The 15,951-nt window shown below is 55.4% G+C and carries 12 protein-coding genes; 3 read left to right on the top strand and 9 right to left on the bottom strand.

The window, feature by feature from the left end; all coding sequences use genetic code 11:
* Window positions 1-11 precede the first annotated feature (11 nt).
* Both JC200_RS17630 and JC200_RS17625 read right to left on the bottom strand, forming a co-directional pair.
* Window positions 12-1,352: a (Fe-S)-binding protein gene (locus JC200_RS17630; RefSeq protein ID WP_274433012.1), complete on the bottom strand. Its 1,341-nt coding sequence runs from the start codon at window positions 1,350-1,352 to the stop codon at window positions 12-14.
* 1 nt (window position 1,353) lies between these two features.
* A complete protein-coding gene (locus JC200_RS17625) occupies window positions 1,354-2,697 on the bottom strand; it encodes an FAD-binding oxidoreductase (RefSeq protein ID WP_274433010.1) in 1,344 nt (447 codons plus the stop codon).
* A 219-nt stretch (window positions 2,698-2,916) separates the two neighbouring features.
* Between JC200_RS17625 and JC200_RS17620 the strand changes: the two genes are divergently transcribed.
* Window positions 2,917-4,563, top strand: a complete 1,647-nt coding sequence (locus JC200_RS17620; RefSeq protein ID WP_274433009.1) for an L-lactate permease — start codon at window positions 2,917-2,919, stop codon at window positions 4,561-4,563.
* A gap of 178 nt (window positions 4,564-4,741) precedes the next feature.
* Window positions 4,742-6,385, top strand: coding sequence for a malate synthase A (gene aceB / locus JC200_RS17615; protein ID WP_443111921.1), 1,644 nt, complete (start codon window positions 4,742-4,744; stop codon window positions 6,383-6,385).
* A gap of 85 nt (window positions 6,386-6,470) precedes the next feature.
* Here aceB and JC200_RS17610 read toward each other — a convergent pair whose 3' ends face one another.
* Entirely contained in the window at window positions 6,471-7,526 is a 1,056-nt protein-coding gene (locus JC200_RS17610) for a CapA family protein (RefSeq protein WP_274433007.1), read from the bottom strand.
* Between the two features lie 176 nt (window positions 7,527-7,702).
* Here JC200_RS17610 and JC200_RS17605 point away from each other — a divergent pair, with 176 nt between their 5' ends.
* On the top strand, window positions 7,703-8,857 hold the full coding sequence (locus JC200_RS17605; RefSeq protein WP_274433006.1) for a UDP-N-acetylmuramoyl-tripeptide--D-alanyl-D-alanine ligase: 1,155 nt from the start codon (window positions 7,703-7,705) through the stop codon (window positions 8,855-8,857).
* Window positions 8,858-8,897: 40 nt separating this feature from the next.
* Here JC200_RS17605 and JC200_RS17600 read toward each other — a convergent pair whose 3' ends face one another.
* The 6 genes from JC200_RS17600 to JC200_RS17575 all read right to left on the bottom strand — a co-directional run bounded on the left by JC200_RS17600 (window position 8,898) and on the right by JC200_RS17575 (window position 15,885).
* Entirely contained in the window at window positions 8,898-9,860 is a 963-nt protein-coding gene (locus tag JC200_RS17600) for a PDR/VanB family oxidoreductase (protein WP_274433005.1), read from the bottom strand.
* A 23-nt stretch (window positions 9,861-9,883) separates the two neighbouring features.
* The gene (locus JC200_RS17595) at window positions 9,884-10,432 is read right to left on the bottom strand and encodes a hypothetical protein (protein WP_274433004.1); all 549 of its coding nucleotides are present in this window, start codon (window positions 10,430-10,432) and stop codon (window positions 9,884-9,886) included.
* On the bottom strand, window positions 10,429-11,367 hold the full coding sequence (locus JC200_RS17590) for a heme-dependent oxidative N-demethylase family protein (protein WP_274433003.1): 939 nt from the start codon (window positions 11,365-11,367) through the stop codon (window positions 10,429-10,431). The genes JC200_RS17595 and JC200_RS17590 overlap by 4 nt, the downstream gene beginning before the upstream one ends.
* A 463-nt stretch (window positions 11,368-11,830) precedes the next feature.
* Window positions 11,831-12,934, bottom strand: a complete 1,104-nt coding sequence (locus JC200_RS17585; RefSeq protein ID WP_274433002.1) for an ABC transporter ATP-binding protein — start codon at window positions 12,932-12,934, stop codon at window positions 11,831-11,833.
* Between the two features lie 46 nt (window positions 12,935-12,980).
* Complete coding sequence (locus JC200_RS17580) at window positions 12,981-14,789, bottom strand: ABC transporter permease (RefSeq protein ID WP_274433001.1); 1,809 nt, start codon at window positions 14,787-14,789, stop codon at window positions 12,981-12,983.
* Window positions 14,767-15,885, bottom strand: coding sequence for an ABC transporter substrate-binding protein (locus tag JC200_RS17575; protein WP_274433000.1), 1,119 nt, complete (start codon window positions 15,883-15,885; stop codon window positions 14,767-14,769). The genes JC200_RS17580 and JC200_RS17575 overlap by 23 nt, the downstream gene beginning before the upstream one ends.
* Window positions 15,886-15,951 lie beyond the last annotated feature (66 nt).

Genomic DNA, 15,951 nt, shown 5'->3' with positions numbered 1-15,951 from the left:
AACGGGGCTCGTCACTGTTCCGCCGCCTCCTTCCGATACGCTGCATCGAGCAGTTCTACCGTGTGTAACACGTCGAGGTCGCGCTGACGCTTGTGCACACCGAGCCGAATCTGCATCATACACCCTGGGTTGCCCATAACAACCGCATCCGCTGTTTCGGGAATATCGTCCATCTTCCGCTCCAGGAGAGCGCTCGCCATGTCCGGATGGGTCAAGTTGTAAATTCCGGCACTCCCGCAACACCGCTCGGAGTCCGGTAGTTCCACGAGTTTTAGCCCAGGGATGGCTCGCAGCAGCTGGCGGGGTTGCGAACGAATGTGTTGCGCGTGACAGAGATGACAGGCGTCGTGATAGGTCACTGTCCGGTTGATGTGTCCCTTTGGCGCTGCAAAACCGACCTCCACCAAGAGCTCTGAGATGTCGCGGACACGGGCAGAGAAGGCGCGAGCCCGTTCCCCGTAGATAGGGTCATCCCGGAACAAGTCTGGGTACTCCTTCAGGGCGGCGCCGCAGCCTGCCGCGTTGATGACCAGGTAGTCCGCTCCAGTAGCGAGGAAAACATCGATGTTGGTCTTGGCCAGGATGCGCGCCTGTTCGCGGTCGCCAGCGTGAATCTGCAGCGCGCCACAGCAGACCTGTTCCCGCGGCACCAGAAGTTCGAGTCCATTGCGCACAGCCACGCGAGCAGTCGCCTCGTTCACAGCGGCGAAAAAGACATCCATGACACACCCCGTAAACAGCACTGCCGTACCCTTCTTGGCGTCGCGCGCAGGGATTCGCTCAGGAAGCAAATCGACCGCCATGTCCGCTGCAACCTCCGGAATCACGGCTTCCATCTCTCGAGCCGCGTGCGGCAGTATACTGAGGGCACCTGTTTTGCGAACGATGGTCCTGAGTCCTGAACGCTGGTAGAAGCGAATGAACTTGCCGATGGCACGCAAACGCGAACGGTGCGGAAAGACGCCGCGCAAGAAGACTCTCTCCAAAGCGCCAGCGCGTCCAATCGGCGGGTAGGCGGCGTGTGCCTGTCCGCGAGCCGTTTCAATAAGCGACCCGACTTGCACCCCGGATGGACAGACTGTCTCACACGCGCGACAGTCGAGACACGTGAACACCGGGTCAATCACTGACTCGTCGAGTGGCAGTTTCCCCTCTGCTGCCTCCTTGATCAACAGCACCCGTCCACGCGGTGAATGGTTCTCGTCCTTGAGCTCCTGGTACGTGGGGCACACATCCAAACAGAATCCGCAGTGAACGCAAACCGAGAACTTCTCTTCCTCTGGTGCATCTGGCCAACGGAACGAGCTCACTTGCCGAGACATTTGCACGAGCTCTGGTTCTGCCTTTGCCATCTCAAATCCCCCCTGCAAAGGTTGCGGGACTCATGATGCGACCCGGATCGATCTGATGCTTGACGCGTTCAAACAGCACGCCTGCCCGACCGACCGGCCCAAACGGGTCTACCCGTTGGCGAACCTGTGCTGCTGCGTGCTGAATCACGGCCGTTCCGTTCACTCGCGTGGCTGCGTCGCGCAGCTCAGTGACGACTTGAATCGCAAGTTCCGGATCTAACCTGCGCACGAAAACCTCCCCTGTGCCGAGGGTGAGCGCCCAAGACTGACGAACGTCCACCCCGTAACGAGTCGCAACCTCGGCCGCTTTGGCAGCGAGGTCAGACCAATTTGTCGGAGTTGCTGCCAAACGGACGACCAGGTCTGCGCCGAGTGTCTGCTCCCGCACAAGCCCCCACCAGTCATTTGCCGCCGAACCGCGCAGTACGTCTACCGACATGCTGTGTTCCGTCGCCCACGCCTTGAGCTGCTCCGTCTGATACTGCGCCGACCGTTCGTTTTCGTCGCAGTCCACCGCCAGCGTCCAAACTCCCGATGGCTCTTCGAAACTGGAGAGTGCCTGAACTCTCGCCGGGACGAGTACTGAGGCGACGAGTTTACTTCGCATCAAACGGATATCTTCCGCGCTTCCGACGAGCACAACCGTTTCCCTGTGCAGCGGAAGCGGTCGCAGTTTAAACGTCAACTCCGTAATCAGCCCAAGTGTCCCGCGTGAACCCACGAACAGCTTCGTCATGTCGTACCCAGCGACATTCTTCACCACTTTGCTGCCCGTTCTGATCACGGTCCCGTCCGGGTAGACAACGCGCAGTGCAATCGCCATATCGCGGACGCCGCCGTACAAAGCTCGCCGTGGCCCGCTTGCCGCAGTCGAAGCAATGCCTCCGATTGTCGAAGCTGACGGTAGCCACGGGTCTAGCGGAAGCATTTTTTGCTCAGCGGCCAAAACACCCTCGAGTTCAGATAGGGTGACGCCTGGCTGGACAGTGACGACCAAGTCTGAAGGTGAAAAGTCGAGCACTTGCTTCATACGGCCCATCGACAGCACAATGTGTACTCTTTCCCCTAGCGCCTCGCCCGTCAGCTGCGTACCAGCGCCAAGCGGTTTTACCTTCCAACCAGCCTCACTCGCTCTCTTCATGACTGCGGCCGCCTGGGCCTCGTCCACCGGTTCGACCAAAACAGCGGGGTAGTCACCGCCGGTTTGCAGCAACTCGCCTCCGTTCGCCAGAGCATGGACTGCATCTGCACTGCAAATTTCGGAAAGGGATGCAAGAATGGTTTGTGCAGTTTCTCGACCTAAAGTTTCCGTATGCTTCACTCCCCCGCTCAGTTGCTGCTCCATCCGACCGCCTCAGCGCAAGCTGTTCTGTATCACAGAATAATATTCTAATTCTATGTTAAATTGCTACATTTCTAAATACAACCGGTGTGCACCACACCATCACAGAGTTCATATCCATGCCGGTAGTTTTCTGTGGGAGGTGAGGTTTTTTTTCGGTGTGTCGTCGGCTTGTGAGAAATCCCTTTCTACACTCTCTTGACACGTAAGGAGGATTTGGGAATGCCGCAGTCCGTTTTTCACCAATTGTTGACGCCCGTAGGCGGGTCCACACTGGTCTCTTTTCTCATGGGTTTGATTCCTATCGCTGTCGTACTTGTCCTGCTCGGTGTCGTTCGCGCCCCCGCCTGGATCTCTGCGCTGTCCGGCTTGGTCGTTGGCTGTATCATTGCACTGGTATTCTGGAAAATTCCTGGCCAGATGGCGCTGTCCTCAATCGGTGAAGGGGCAGTGTTCGCCCTCTGGCCAGTCATGTGGATCGTGTTTGCCGCCATGTGGCTATACAACCTCAGCCAGAGAACCGGCGCCTTCGAGCAGTTTAAGCGCTGGATGTATCGGTATGCGACGACTGACCGGCGCATCCAGGTGCTGATCATCGCTTTCAGCTTCGGTGCTCTCATGGAAGGCATTGCCGGCTTCGGAACGCCTGTAGCGATCGCGTCCGCCTTGTTGGTGGGGCTCGGATTTCCGGTGCTTGATGCGGTGGTCTACTGTCTCATCTTCGACACGGCCCCTGTCGCCTATGGGGCGCTCGGTGTCCCGATTGTCACGCTTGGGTCCGTCACGAACCTGCACCCGGCAGCTTTGTCCGCCATGGTTGGCCGCCAGCTTCCGTTTTTTGCTTTGCTTCTCCCGTTTTACGTTCTTATCGTGATGGGTGGTTGGAAGGCCCTCAAAGGCGCATGGCCGGCGGCACTGGTCGGCGGACTGTCGTACAGCGTGACGCAGTTCGTCGTCTCAAACTACATCGGTCCTGCCCTCCCCGACGTGTTGGCGGCGCTTGTTTCCCTGATTTGTCTCGTCGGCTTTACGCGGGTTTGGCGACCAAAGAACACGGCTGCGTACCAGTCTTACGTTCACTCGTCGGGCACCGTTGAAATGGCCGCGGCACGCGAGCCAGGTATTGGGCAAGAGCCGGGTGTAAGCTGGCGCGGCTGGGTCCCCTGGTTGACGGTCACCATCGTCGTCATCATATGGACTTTCGCGAAGGTCGCTGACCTGGGAGCAAAAGACGTTCATTGGCCGGGGCTCGACAATCTTGTCTACTTGACGCTGTACCACAAGCTCTACGGGGCAGTCTGGAGCTTCCAGCCACTTGGCACCGGAACAGCGATTCTGGTCGCCGTGATCATCAGTGCGTTCATGCTTCGCGCCCGCTGGACGGATTTCTGGGCTGCCGCCGGCGACAGTTGGAGACAACTCTACCTCCCCATCTTTACTGTCATGTGCATCGTCGGTCTTGCGTACCTATACAACTACTCCGGGATGGCATACACGCTCGGAATCGGCGTCGCTGCTCTCGGTGCTGCGTTTCCTTTCTTCTCCGGATTTCTCGGCTGGATCGCCTGTTTCCTGTCCGGGTCCGACACCTCTTCAAACGCGCTGTTTGGCAATCTTCAAGTAGTTGCGGCCAACCGACTCCACCTGAGTCCGTACCTGATGGCGGCGACCAACTCATCAGGTGCTGTCATGAGCAAGATGATATCTCCCCAAAACGTCTCGACTGGCGTATCAACCGGGGAATTGCGTGGCAAGGAAGGCTTAGTCATTCGCAGGACATTCGTCCACAGCATCATCCTCACTTGCATTCTGGGACTGCTTGTCATGCTGCAAGCGCACGGACTGAGCGGCATGGTGCCAAAGGGCTGATTCCTGTTCTGTTTTCGTTAGACCCGAGAGGCCCAGAGGAGACTCTGCGGCCTCTACTGATTTTCCGTCCTCATCGGTCCTTGTTCTATAATGCAGAATATCATTCCATTTTACACAACGAGGTGCTATGATGGGCAAAAGCCCCTTCGACGAGTGCGAATATTTTCAATACGCGACAATGGACTCGTGCAGGGAATGGGAGAGAAGGAGGCGGAGCGTCGTGTCCGAAGCGTACACCTGTCCACCGGGTATTACTGTTACGGGTGACTACCGACCAGAATTTGCGAGTATTCTCACGCCAGAAGCCTTGGACTTCGTGGCAAACCTCGAGCGAAAATTTGGCCCGCGTCGAAGAGCACTGCTGCAAAAACGTCAAGAACGCGAGCTGGAGATTCGCTCAGGGAAACTCCCGGATTTCCTCCCGGAGACCGCCTCAATCCGCAGTGGTGATTGGACCGTCGGGCCGATTCCTGCAGACTTGCAAGACCGACGCGTCGAGATTACTGGGCCAAGCAGCGACCGAAAAATGGTCATCAACGCACTTAACTCAGGCGCCAAGTGCTTTATGGCGGACTTCGAAGACGCCAACTCGCCCACGTGGCAGAACAGTGTGCAGGGACAGAGTAATCTGCGCGACGCCATCCGGCGGGAGATCGACTACACTAGCCCGGAGGGTAAGGCTTACCGTCTGAACCCAAATATCGCAACACTCATCGTGCGGCCACGCGGTTGGCACCTCGTAGAAAAGCACATGCTTGTCGACGGGGAACCAGTCTCTGGCGGACTGTTCGACTTCGGCCTCTACTTCTTCCACAACGCCAAAGAGCTCATCGTTCACGGCTCAGGACCGTACTTCTACCTGCCGAAGATGGAGAGCCATCTGGAAGCCCGTCTCTGGAACGACGTCTTTGTCGAGGCACAACAGCAACTCGACATTCCAAACGGGACCATCAAGGCGACCTCACTTGTCGAGACCATTCTGGCGACATTCGAAATGGATGAAATCCTCTACGAACTTCGCGATCACGCTGCCGGACTTAACTGTGGCCGCTGGGACTACATTTTCAGTTACATCAAGAAGTTCCGCCATCAACCTGAAATGATCTTGCCTGACCGCGCACAAGTGAACATGACTGTGCCCTTCATGCGCGCGTACACCTTATTTACCATTCAAACGTGTCACAAGCGCGGGGCGTTTGCCATTGGCGGGATGGCTGCTCAAATCCCGATTAAAAACGACCCAGTCGCTAACGAGGATGCGCTTGCCAAAGTTCGGGCAGACAAGGAACGCGAAGCAGGCGATGGCCACGATGGCACGTGGGTAGCTCATCCTGGACTCGTCCCGGTCGCGAAAGACGTATTCGACCGACTGATGCCAACGCCAAACCAACTCAGCCGCAAGCGTGAAGACGTCCACGTCACAGCTGCCGAACTTGTGGCTGTGCCGACCGGCACCGTCACGGAGAGCGGTTTGCGAACAAACGTGAGTGTCGGCATACAATACATTGCCGCGTGGCTTAACGGTTCCGGCGCCGTACCGATTTTTAACCTGATGGAAGACGCGGCGACAGCTGAGATCTCCAGAGCGCAGGTTTGGCAGTGGATCCACCAACCGAAAGGCGTCCTCGACGACGGTCGCAAAGTAACTGTGGAACTGTTCCGGACAGTGGTCCAGGAGGAACTAGAGAAAATCCGCGCCGCGGTCGGCGCAAACACCTATGCGCAAGGAAAATTCGAGCAAGCTGCACAGTTGTTTGACGAACTGTCGGTCCGCGACGAGTTCGAGGACTTCCTCACCGTCCCCGGCTACGCGTATCTGTAATAAGGCCGCTTGCACAGAAACCTGTTTACCCATTAAATGCGCCCCGCAACCTCGGCGGGGCGTGATTTGGTCCAAACCATACAACTCATTTTCGCTGTCCCTGCCCGAGCAGGTGACCGGTCGTTAGCCGGTACACGCGGCGCAAGGTCGCAATGTCTGCCTGACCCAAAGTTTTATCTGGAGCGGTTAAGAACCTGCGCACAGGTAACACGCGAAACCTCGTGCCCGACTTGGTTGCATACCGATGCACCCAAGTAGGGACAGCTTGAACGCGACGCAGGTGAATGGCCCCTTGCATGTCTTTCTCAACGGTGACTTTCACAATGACGCCGCTGTCTGAGTGAATCCCTCCCATCATCCGGTCCGAAATGAAGTTCCCCATCGAGTAAATAACAAACTTGTCCGCGCTTCGGCCCCCCGCTTCGCGCACGGTCGTCTTCACCATCGGTTGTAGGACGTGCGGGTGCGCTCCGAGCACAATGTCAGCGCCGTTTCGAAACAGCGAGTTGACCACTGTCTTTTGCCGTTCATTGGGATAGCGGTGAAATTCTTGCCCGAAGTGTACCGCAACGACGACGACGTCTGCTTGGCTGCGCATGCGCTTCAGGTCCAAGCGCATTTTCTGCAGGTTGAGCCGATTGACTGACCAGCCAACCCCCACAGGCAGCGTAAAGCCGTTGGTCCCGTAGGTGTACGACAAAATCCCGACGCGAATTCCCTTCACTGTGCGAACCAAAAGGCGTGTCGCATCGGCCTTCGTGGCATAGGTACCCGTATGTTGTATCCCATGCTTGTCTAACACACGGAGGGTACGACGCAACCCCATTAATCCCCGGTCCAAGCAGTGATTGTTTGCTGTGGTCAACACATCGACGCCGGCTCGCTTGAGCGCTCCAGCGAGTTCATCCGGACAGTTGAACATCGGCCATCCTGTCTTCGGATTCTGGCGTTGATATGTTTCTTCTCTGCCTGAGAGCGTGGTCTCCAAATTGCCAATGGTCAAATCTGCACTGCGTAGGTGCGGTGCCACTGCGTGAAACATACTGTCAAACGAATATGCGTTCCCTGGTCTCTTCGCTGATGCAATTTGACGTCTCCACATCAGCAGGTCGCCGACAGCTGCAATTTGAATCGTCGTCATCTCCGGACCTCCTTGCTGACGGTTAGTGTCGCCCACGGACAGTGCTTGGCACTCTACACTCGTTCCAACCTATTCAAAAACGGACACGGTGTTATAGAGAACCGCCCATACAGTGCTTCGGAAATCGACATATCATCGAGCAGAGAAAGCCTAGCAGGCAGGGGAGGAGGCACAGTATGGCAAATCCACTGAGACTGAACAAACCTGTTATCGCCATTACAGGAAGTGCAGGGAAATCAACCACCAAAGAGATGGTCGCCTCCATTCTCTCCACGCGATGGCGAATCTTAAAGTCAGTAGACAATCTCAATTTCATTAACCATACACAGCAAACCAGACAGAAGGTACGTCCTGAACACCGAGCACTCGTACTGGAATACGGTATGTCAGGTGCTGGACATATCAAGAGGCACTGCCAGATTATCGAACCGAACTACGCAATCATCACGAACATTGGGTCTGCACATATTGGTGCGTTCGGCGGTGACGTGCGCAAACTTGCGCGCGCTAAGTCAGAACTCATTCGCTGGATGAAACCCACTGGTACCGTCGTCCTGAACAACGACAACGCAAATACACGTTTGATCGAAACAGGCAGGTTTCGTGGCAAAAGACTGACCGTGGGCATTGACAACAAAGCAGATTATCGAGCTGAAAATGTTCATTACTCGTCCGGGGGGATGACGTTTGATGTCAAACTCAGGGGCAAACTGCACCACTTTCGGATCCCGATACTGGGGCGGCACCACGTCTACAACGCGCTGTGTGCCATCGCACTCACAGATGCACTTGGTTTTGACCCACAGCAGATGCGCATCGGTCTGTCGAGGTTCCGGCGGATGTACCGACGCACTAGCATATACCGACTTAGGAACAACATCTTCCTTATCGACGACAGTTTTAGTTCCAATCCGGATGCGGCCACAGCGGCGCTGGACACGCTGATGCAAGTCGGCAACGGCAAAAAGTATGCTGTCTTAGGCAGTATGCAAGCACTCGGCAAATACAGCGTGGCAGGACACAGTGCAGTCGGTCGTCACGTGGCAAAGCGAAACATCTCGAAGCTGTACACGTTTGGCACTCTCGCCAAGACGATTGGGACTGCTGCCGTGAAGGCTGGATACCCAAAAGTTCAAGTCCTGCACTTCGTTGATAAAGCCGCGCTGAATCGCAGGCTGTTGAGCGACTTACAATCAAATACCACAGTGCTCGTCAAAGCATCTCACGGGTTGCGCCTGATGGACACTGCAGACCTGCTGCGCCGTCGGTTATCAGCCACCAACAGGAAACAGCAGGCAAACGTCAAGCAATCCGTCAAAAAGAAGCGGTAACACTGTGATGGCGGGCCTGGTTCGATTGCACCGGGCCCCTTTACAGGTTGAGCAGTAATGTGTCACCTTTGGCCCGGGACACACAGCACAGCATCTGCCGCCCGCACTGTTGTGCCTCTTCGCTTAGGTAAAAATCTCGATGCTCTACTTCTCCGTCTAAGACCTGGACAAGACAAGTTCCACAACCACCGACCTCGCACGAAGAAGCCACCTCGACATGAGCGGCTCGCAGCGCGTCTAGTAAAGTCTGCTCCTGACCCACCTCAACTTGCAGTCCTTGCCTGGCCAGGTGAACGCGAAAAGGCCGATTGTCTTCCTGTCCAGAATGCACAAACACCTCCATATGGATACTTTGCTGGGGGTAACCAAACGCACTTGCAGCACTGCGAAACTCGGACATGAGCTGAGTTGGACCACACAGGTAGACGTGCGTTCCTAGTTTCTGACGACCCAGCAGTTCGGGTGTGAGGCGTTCACCCTGTTCGGAAAAATAGAACGCGACGTGCGGCTCGAAGCGCTCTAACAGCCATTCGTAGAACGGACAGTTAGTCTCAGATTTCGCTGCAAAGTGCAGCTCAAAGGAGGCACTCCCGGACTCTTCGAGCGCCGTCATCATTGATAAAAACGGCGTGACGCCGATTCCACCTGCGACAAACACGTGATGACGGGCCCGCTTACTCAAAGCAAAGTGATTGACCGGGAGAGAGATGTCAAGTGATTGGCCAACCTTCACGCCGTCATGCCAAAACACCGAACCGCCGCGGGATCGCTCACTGCGGCGTACGGCGATTTGGTAGAAGTACCGCTCCTCCGCCGAACTGCAAATCGAGTAGAAACGTCGAATCCAGTGGTCGTCGACAGGCAAAAACGTCTCCGTGTACGCGCCTGGACAAAATGGCGGCAGCGGACCTCCATCACTTCGTACAAGTGTGTAGCGTTTCACCAAATCCGTTATATCGTCAATACGAGCCACAATCGCTGACAATCGATTTTGCGTCTGCAACCTCGACACACCTCTCGTGACGTCTACTGGTCATCGGCTTGCCTTGAAACGCATCGACTTGCCGCTTTGCCCCGCTGTTCCGGCAGCGACACATACCCCATTACCGCATGCAGTCGTGGGGAGTAGTGGTCCGACACTTCCAAGATGCGTGAACACTGTGTGCAAAGGATGTAAGTTTGGCCAGTGGGGGGATTCTGAAAGTAGCAGGCTACGCAAAAGACCGGGGCGGTCTCTGGCCCCTCGGCGTCAACCCAAACTTCCTCACTCGTCAGTCCGATGTGCTGCAGTACTGGCTCTAACACCTTCATCACGGCCTCATCAACCGCCATGACCACCCGCGTACCGATGGGTTGGTCTCGTAAAAACGAACCTGCGCGGTCAACATCTGCTAGCGCGGTGTCGCGACAAAAGTCGAATTCCGTGATCGGAAGCCCCTGCTCGGTTGCCGCATCGATAATAGCCTGTATCCGCCGCCGGCCTCGCGCGTCGGCTAAGATTACGAGCGACCGTACTCTGGCAAGGAACCTTGCACAGTTCCCTTCGTCGTAGCCGCCGAAGAGTCCTTGCATCATGATTGCACCGCAAGTTTCTCATGCAGGTACTCGACTACGACGTCTCGGTATGCACTGAGCCCTTTGTAGTCTGTCAAGTCTGGTGAGAGGGATTCTAGAACATGATAGAGCCGCGACAGCCACAGTGGGTTTTGTGCGACTTCGTGAAGAGCAAGCAGGTGTGTGTGGATTGTGAACAACAGACCGTTCGTCCGCGGCATCCTCACCAGGTTTTGCACTTCAACGCGCAAGTGGACGAGTGACGCGACGTTGTCCCGCGTCACCTGATAGCGTGTAGGCCCCCACTCGTCAAACGTCTCTGGAGAGGTGTCGAGGCGACGACCAGCGTTGAGCGACCAGTTGAGTCGTGTCCAAGGCTTCCCTGTTTCTAAGTGCATGAGGAATCTCTCTATTTGCTTCGCCAATCCGTCTGAAAGAAGCCCGGGCACAGGTGCGTGAATGCGCTGAAACGGCATGCCCATGTCAAAGTGCAGCGACCAGTTTCCCGGGAAGCACAGCTGTCCGGCTTCGAGCATCAGCCGGTCGTCGTACTGTCCCAACAACAACAAGTCCTCCTGCACCTGCCGGCCGGCAAAGTCGAGCGGTGCAAATGGAAGGGTTGCAGCGTTATAGAATGTAAACACGGTCGATTCTCGGAGAACGCAGTTTGTAAATGTCCATACATTGCCATTCTTCTCGAGTTGAAACAGGTTAGGGTGAACAGTCGAGAGCTCATGTAGAACATAATCCAGCACTTCCCACTGACCATCAGCAGATTCCGGTTCGGCGAGGAAACAACGCTCTGCGTCACGTTGCAACAGACCACGCTTAAGACGAACTTCATCTTCGTACGCAGTGGTCACATCAATCACGACCGGTGGTTCCAAGGGGCGAAGGTTGTTCGAGTAAGCAAAAGTGTCACCGTTAAGAGGAAACGGGAATTCCGACCTATCCACGTATGTGCCTCCTCTATTCCAGCGAGCCGGCACGTCCCATTCAGTAAACCAAGTTAAACGTCAGGCGCCGGCACTGCGGCTGTGTCTATTTTATGATGCCACAGCCTGAAGAGGAAGGATAGAACATACTCTTCCATCACGTATGATACACAGCCAGCCGACGAGAGTCCCGCCTACATCGGAGTACAACGTTTGTTCCCGTACAGGCTCACTTGTCTGGTCCCCATCCAACCAGACTCCCACTTCCCTAGGACTTGTCACGCACCCATCCCCTTCAGGGTGGTTAAAATCTGCCCGTGGACTTACATCTCAGTTGCTCAAGCCTGTTCAAACCCTAGTGACACAAAGGGCTACCCCAGAGCTCAATCCACTCCGGGGCAACCCTTTAGTAGCCTGCTTTTACCGAACGTTTTCGATGTGCGGCGCACCGTCGTGATTGGCACTTTTGCGAACGCAGTACTACTTACATGTTCGCGGCTTTCGTGTGCGCCCGGTCTGGTTCGACAAGGCGCGCTTTCGCTGTCTCAATCCAAAGAGTGACAGGTTCACCGACGTGGCGTGGGGTCTCATTCCACACTTCGAGTGAGATGTGTTGATGGTCGCGCAAACGAACATGAAACTGCCAGACACTCCCAAGGAATGCGCGTTGTTCGACAACCCCCTCCACAAGAGTCCCTTGCGCAGCGGGTTCGACGTCGCCGGAAGCCATCACAATATGTGAAGGGCGTACCATCCACACAGCTTCACCGTCGGCAAACTCACGGTCCATCACTGCTGTGGCAAGAAAGCCACCACAATCCACTTTCGCAACATTGCCAGTGTTGTTCGTCACCTTACAAGGAATGAGGTTGGATGCGCCAACAAATGAGGCGCAAAACTGGTTGTTTGGAAAAGCATACAACTCCATCGGTGCGCCTTGTTGTTCGATTCTGCCTTGGTTGAGCAGAATGACGCGGTCCGCCATCGTCAACGCCTCGATTTGGTCGTGCGTGACGTATACCGTAGTAACTTCGGTTTTGCGTACGATGTCGAGAATGTGCCAGCGCATTTCTTCACGGAGCTTCGCGTCGAGGCTCGACAGAGGTTCATCCATGAGCAAGACGTTCGGCCTTGGCGCGAGGGCGCGGGCAATCGCGACGCGCTGTTTCTGCCCACCTGACAGTCGGTGCGGAAAGCGGTCTTCATACCCTTTCATCTGGACAATCTCCAGCACTTCCCGGACTCGCTCCTTAGTCTCCGACCTAGACAACTTCTGCACCTTCAGCCCAAACGCAACATTTTCGAACACTGTCATATGCGGCCACAGTGCGAAGTCCTGAAACACCATTCCGATGCGTCGTTCCTCCGGAGGGAGTGTAAAGCCCTTTGAGGAATACGTCTTCCCTCCAACGGAGATGCTCCCACCGTCAATGTCCACTAAGCCCGCCAATGAGTTCAACAACGTCGTCTTGCCGCAGCCAGATGGGCCAAGTAATGCGAGCAACTGCCCCTGCTCGACGGACAGAGACACGCCCGACAGGACCGACTTGCCATCGTACTCTTTCTTTACGCCGTCCATTACAATCATCGGAACGGACCCCCCACATATTCGTGACTACAGTGCCATCACTGGATTACTCGGCCAGTTCCTGTCTTCTTGCACCGACCCCGCTCACAGTCTGGCGCGGTTCTTCGGCTACTTCCGAGTGTGCAGCATTTATGTCTTGCAGATGCCTGGAGGCAAACACCTTGCGCAACACAAAGTTCCCAAAGAGATACGAACCGAAGACGACTGCCATACCGACAATTGTCAGTGCAGACCCTGCTGCCCACTGGTTGTCTCCAAACAGATGCTCGATGAGCACCGAGTACGGCGGCTCGCCATTCGGGTACAGAAGTGAAGCAGCAGGCAACTCGAACATGACACCCGTAAATGCAATCAGGAACGTAGAAATCACCGTTTCCAGCACGAGCGGCACGATGATCGCGCGCGTAACCCGACCGTTCCGAGCCCCGAAGCTCCGCGCTGCGGTCAGTAGGTTCCCAGGAATTTGCGCCATTGCGCTGTTCTGCAGCCGCACCGCGTAGGGCAGGTGAACCGCCGCATACGCCAGCCCCAAACAGATCGGTGTCCCATATATAACCAAATGTAAAGGTGTCAGCCACCACGCATTCCATGCAAAAACGTAGCCCACGCCAAGCACGACTCCAGGAATTGCAATAGTAGCTACTGTCAAGTTGTTCAGGACCTGACTGAGACGAGACTTTTCGAATGACAACTGGCGTCCGATGTAAAGTCCGAGAATCATCACAATCACGGCGACAATCACAGCGTACTCCGCCGTTCGAGCCAGCGCCTGCAGTCCTGCCCCCCCTGAAGTGAAGGCAGTCTGATAATTAGCGAGTGTCCAATTTCCTTTGCTGAATCCCTTGAACTGAAGCTTCCAGAACGACTGAATGAACGTCGCGCCAAATGGCAGAACCAACCCAACGAAAACAATCGCCAGCGCGCCGACCGTCCAAGAGCGACGTGGCTTGACTGACTCTACGCCAACTCGGGAGGCAGACGATACTGTGCTGTAGGACCGCCGACTTAACCACCTAAACTGGAGTACCAGAAGTCCTGACGTTACAACAATTGCCAACAACGACAGAACGGCCGCAGCGGAAAAATTGGTCGGCAACTGCGTAAGTGCGATGTAAATCTGGTAGGACAAAAGCGGGATGTTCATGTTCGGCGAGATTACAGAAGCTAAGCCGAAATCGCTGAACCCTTCAGCAAAGGCAATCGTGGCCCCAGCCAAGAGTGCCGGCGCAAGAAGGCGCAACCAGACCTGAAAGAACACCGTGCTGCGCTTCGCAGAGAGCATTCTTGCCGCTTGAATCAACTGCGGTCCGACGTTCTCAATCGCCTGATACATCGCGAAATGTGCAAACGGAAAGTACTGTAGACCCATCACCAAAATCAAACCAGCCGGTGAAAAGAACCAGCTGAACGAGTTTGGCTGAAGGTTCAGCAGTTGCTGCAAAATGCCACCCGTCTGGAACAAGATCACCCAACCAGAGGCAATCATAAACGACGGGGCGAAGAAAATAATCCAGATGCCCGCATTCAGCACGGAGCGAGTCCGCGGTCCGGCTACTTTCACGCCAAAAGCAGTCACAGTGCCAAGTGCAGCAGAGATAATGGAGGCGAGGGCTCCGATCCAAAATGAATTCACGATGGCCTGAAGGTTGACCGGGTCCGTCAGGACCCGGCCAGCCGTGGCGACTGAAAAATGCCAATTCGGATGCATCGAGAATACGTTTGGAAAGAAAATTTGCAGCATGAGTGTCCCCATTGGATAGACAATGAGAATCCCCATGACGAGCAAACTAGGAGCCGAGCTAAGTCCACGCCTCAGACCGAGTATCCGCGCCTTACTTCTTTGTGATGTTGGCACTGAACCACGCCTCAACACTATTTTTCTCGTTCGCCGCTGTTACAGCGTTGACTCCAATCCACTTCACATGGGCACGTGCCTTAGCAGCTGCAGGAGCCGCATTGACGCCCTTGATGACCGGCTCATAGTAGGAATCAGAACCGCCGTTGTTGGGATTGCTCATGACGGCCTGCCCGGCTGGAGATAAAACCCACTCCACGAACTTCTTCGCGGCCGCCATGTCCGGCGCATTTTTGTTAATCCCCATCACGTCTGGCAGGGTGTAAGTTCCGGACTGCAGGTAGTCAATCGCAATTGGGTCACCCTTTTGTTGGGCGCCAATCAAAGCGGAATCCTGAACAAATGCAAGCTTGACTTGACCGTTCACAACTGCGTTAATGCTGTCGCTGTTGACGTTGGAAATAACCAGGCCGTTTTGCTTCAGTTTCGAGAAGAAAGCCTCGCCCTTTTGGACGCTGCCCATCTGCTGAATGACTCCAGCAACCAGTGGATACGTGGGTCCCGAGACAGCCGGGTCAGGCATGGACACCTGGTTTTTCCACTTTGGACTCAGCAAGGCGTTTAGAGTTTTGGGCAATTGTGAAGGCGAGACATACTTCGGGTTATATCCAATCGCGCCCTCGCCCGTCACTCCCCCTGGATAGTAAGACTTGTCAGGCGGAATGAGCGACTGTCCGAGCGAGTTATAGTTGCTGACATCATTTGGTGTCCAGTTTTTCAACAGCATACCTTGGTTATCAAGGGCTTGCATTGAGGACGGGCCATCAAACCAGATGACGTCCCACTGAGAGTTCGCACCTTGGGCCTCAGCTCTCGCAATCAACGGCCCTGTCGAGTCGTCTACAAGTTTCACCGTGATGCCTGTCGCCTTATGGAACGCCGTGGCCATTGCCTGATCGTAGCCCTGAGCAGAGTACAGGACAAGCGTTTCTCCTTTCGAAGAGCCGCTGCTGCCAGTGCTGTTTGCGCTGCTGTTTCCACTGCTATTTGAGTTAGTCGTAGTTGAGCCAGATGTCGTACCACAGCCCGCCAACGCGGCTCCTAGTACCAGAACTACGGCCCCTGTAGCTACAAACTGTACTGACTTCGATTTCACGGTGTTGCTCCTCTCCCCTAGCGGATGCGGTTCTTATGTCAGGGATCAATTTAACAGAGGACTATA

This window comes from Alicyclobacillus sp. ALC3 (assembly GCF_028751195.1).
Classification (GTDB): domain Bacteria; phylum Bacillota; class Bacilli; order Alicyclobacillales; family Alicyclobacillaceae; genus Alicyclobacillus_L.
The sequence above is the reverse complement of the archived record's forward strand: the minus strand, read 5'-3'. Positions and strand labels throughout refer to the sequence as shown.

What these genes read in the sequence shown, in the direction of transcription:
- JC200_RS17630 (WP_274433012.1), bottom strand. Translation starts at nt 1,352, where the DNA reads ATGGCAAAGGCAGAACCAGAGCTCGTGCAAATGTCTCGGCAAGTGAGC.
- JC200_RS17625 (WP_274433010.1), bottom strand. Translation starts at nt 2,697, where the DNA reads ATGGAGCAGCAACTGAGCGGGGGAGTGAAGCATACGGAAACTTTAGGT.
- JC200_RS17620 (WP_274433009.1), top strand. Translation starts at nt 2,917, where the DNA reads ATGCCGCAGTCCGTTTTTCACCAATTGTTGACGCCCGTAGGCGGGTCC.
- aceB (WP_443111921.1), top strand. Translation starts at nt 4,742, where the DNA reads ATGGACTCGTGCAGGGAATGGGAGAGAAGGAGGCGGAGCGTCGTGTCC.
- JC200_RS17610 (WP_274433007.1), bottom strand. Translation starts at nt 7,526, where the DNA reads ATGACGACGATTCAAATTGCAGCTGTCGGCGACCTGCTGATGTGGAGA.
- JC200_RS17605 (WP_274433006.1), top strand. Translation starts at nt 7,703, where the DNA reads ATGGCAAATCCACTGAGACTGAACAAACCTGTTATCGCCATTACAGGA.
- JC200_RS17595 (WP_274433004.1), bottom strand. Translation starts at nt 10,432, where the DNA reads ATGATGCAAGGACTCTTCGGCGGCTACGACGAAGGGAACTGTGCAAGG.
- JC200_RS17585 (WP_274433002.1), bottom strand. Translation starts at nt 12,934, where the DNA reads ATGATTGTAATGGACGGCGTAAAGAAAGAGTACGATGGCAAGTCGGTC.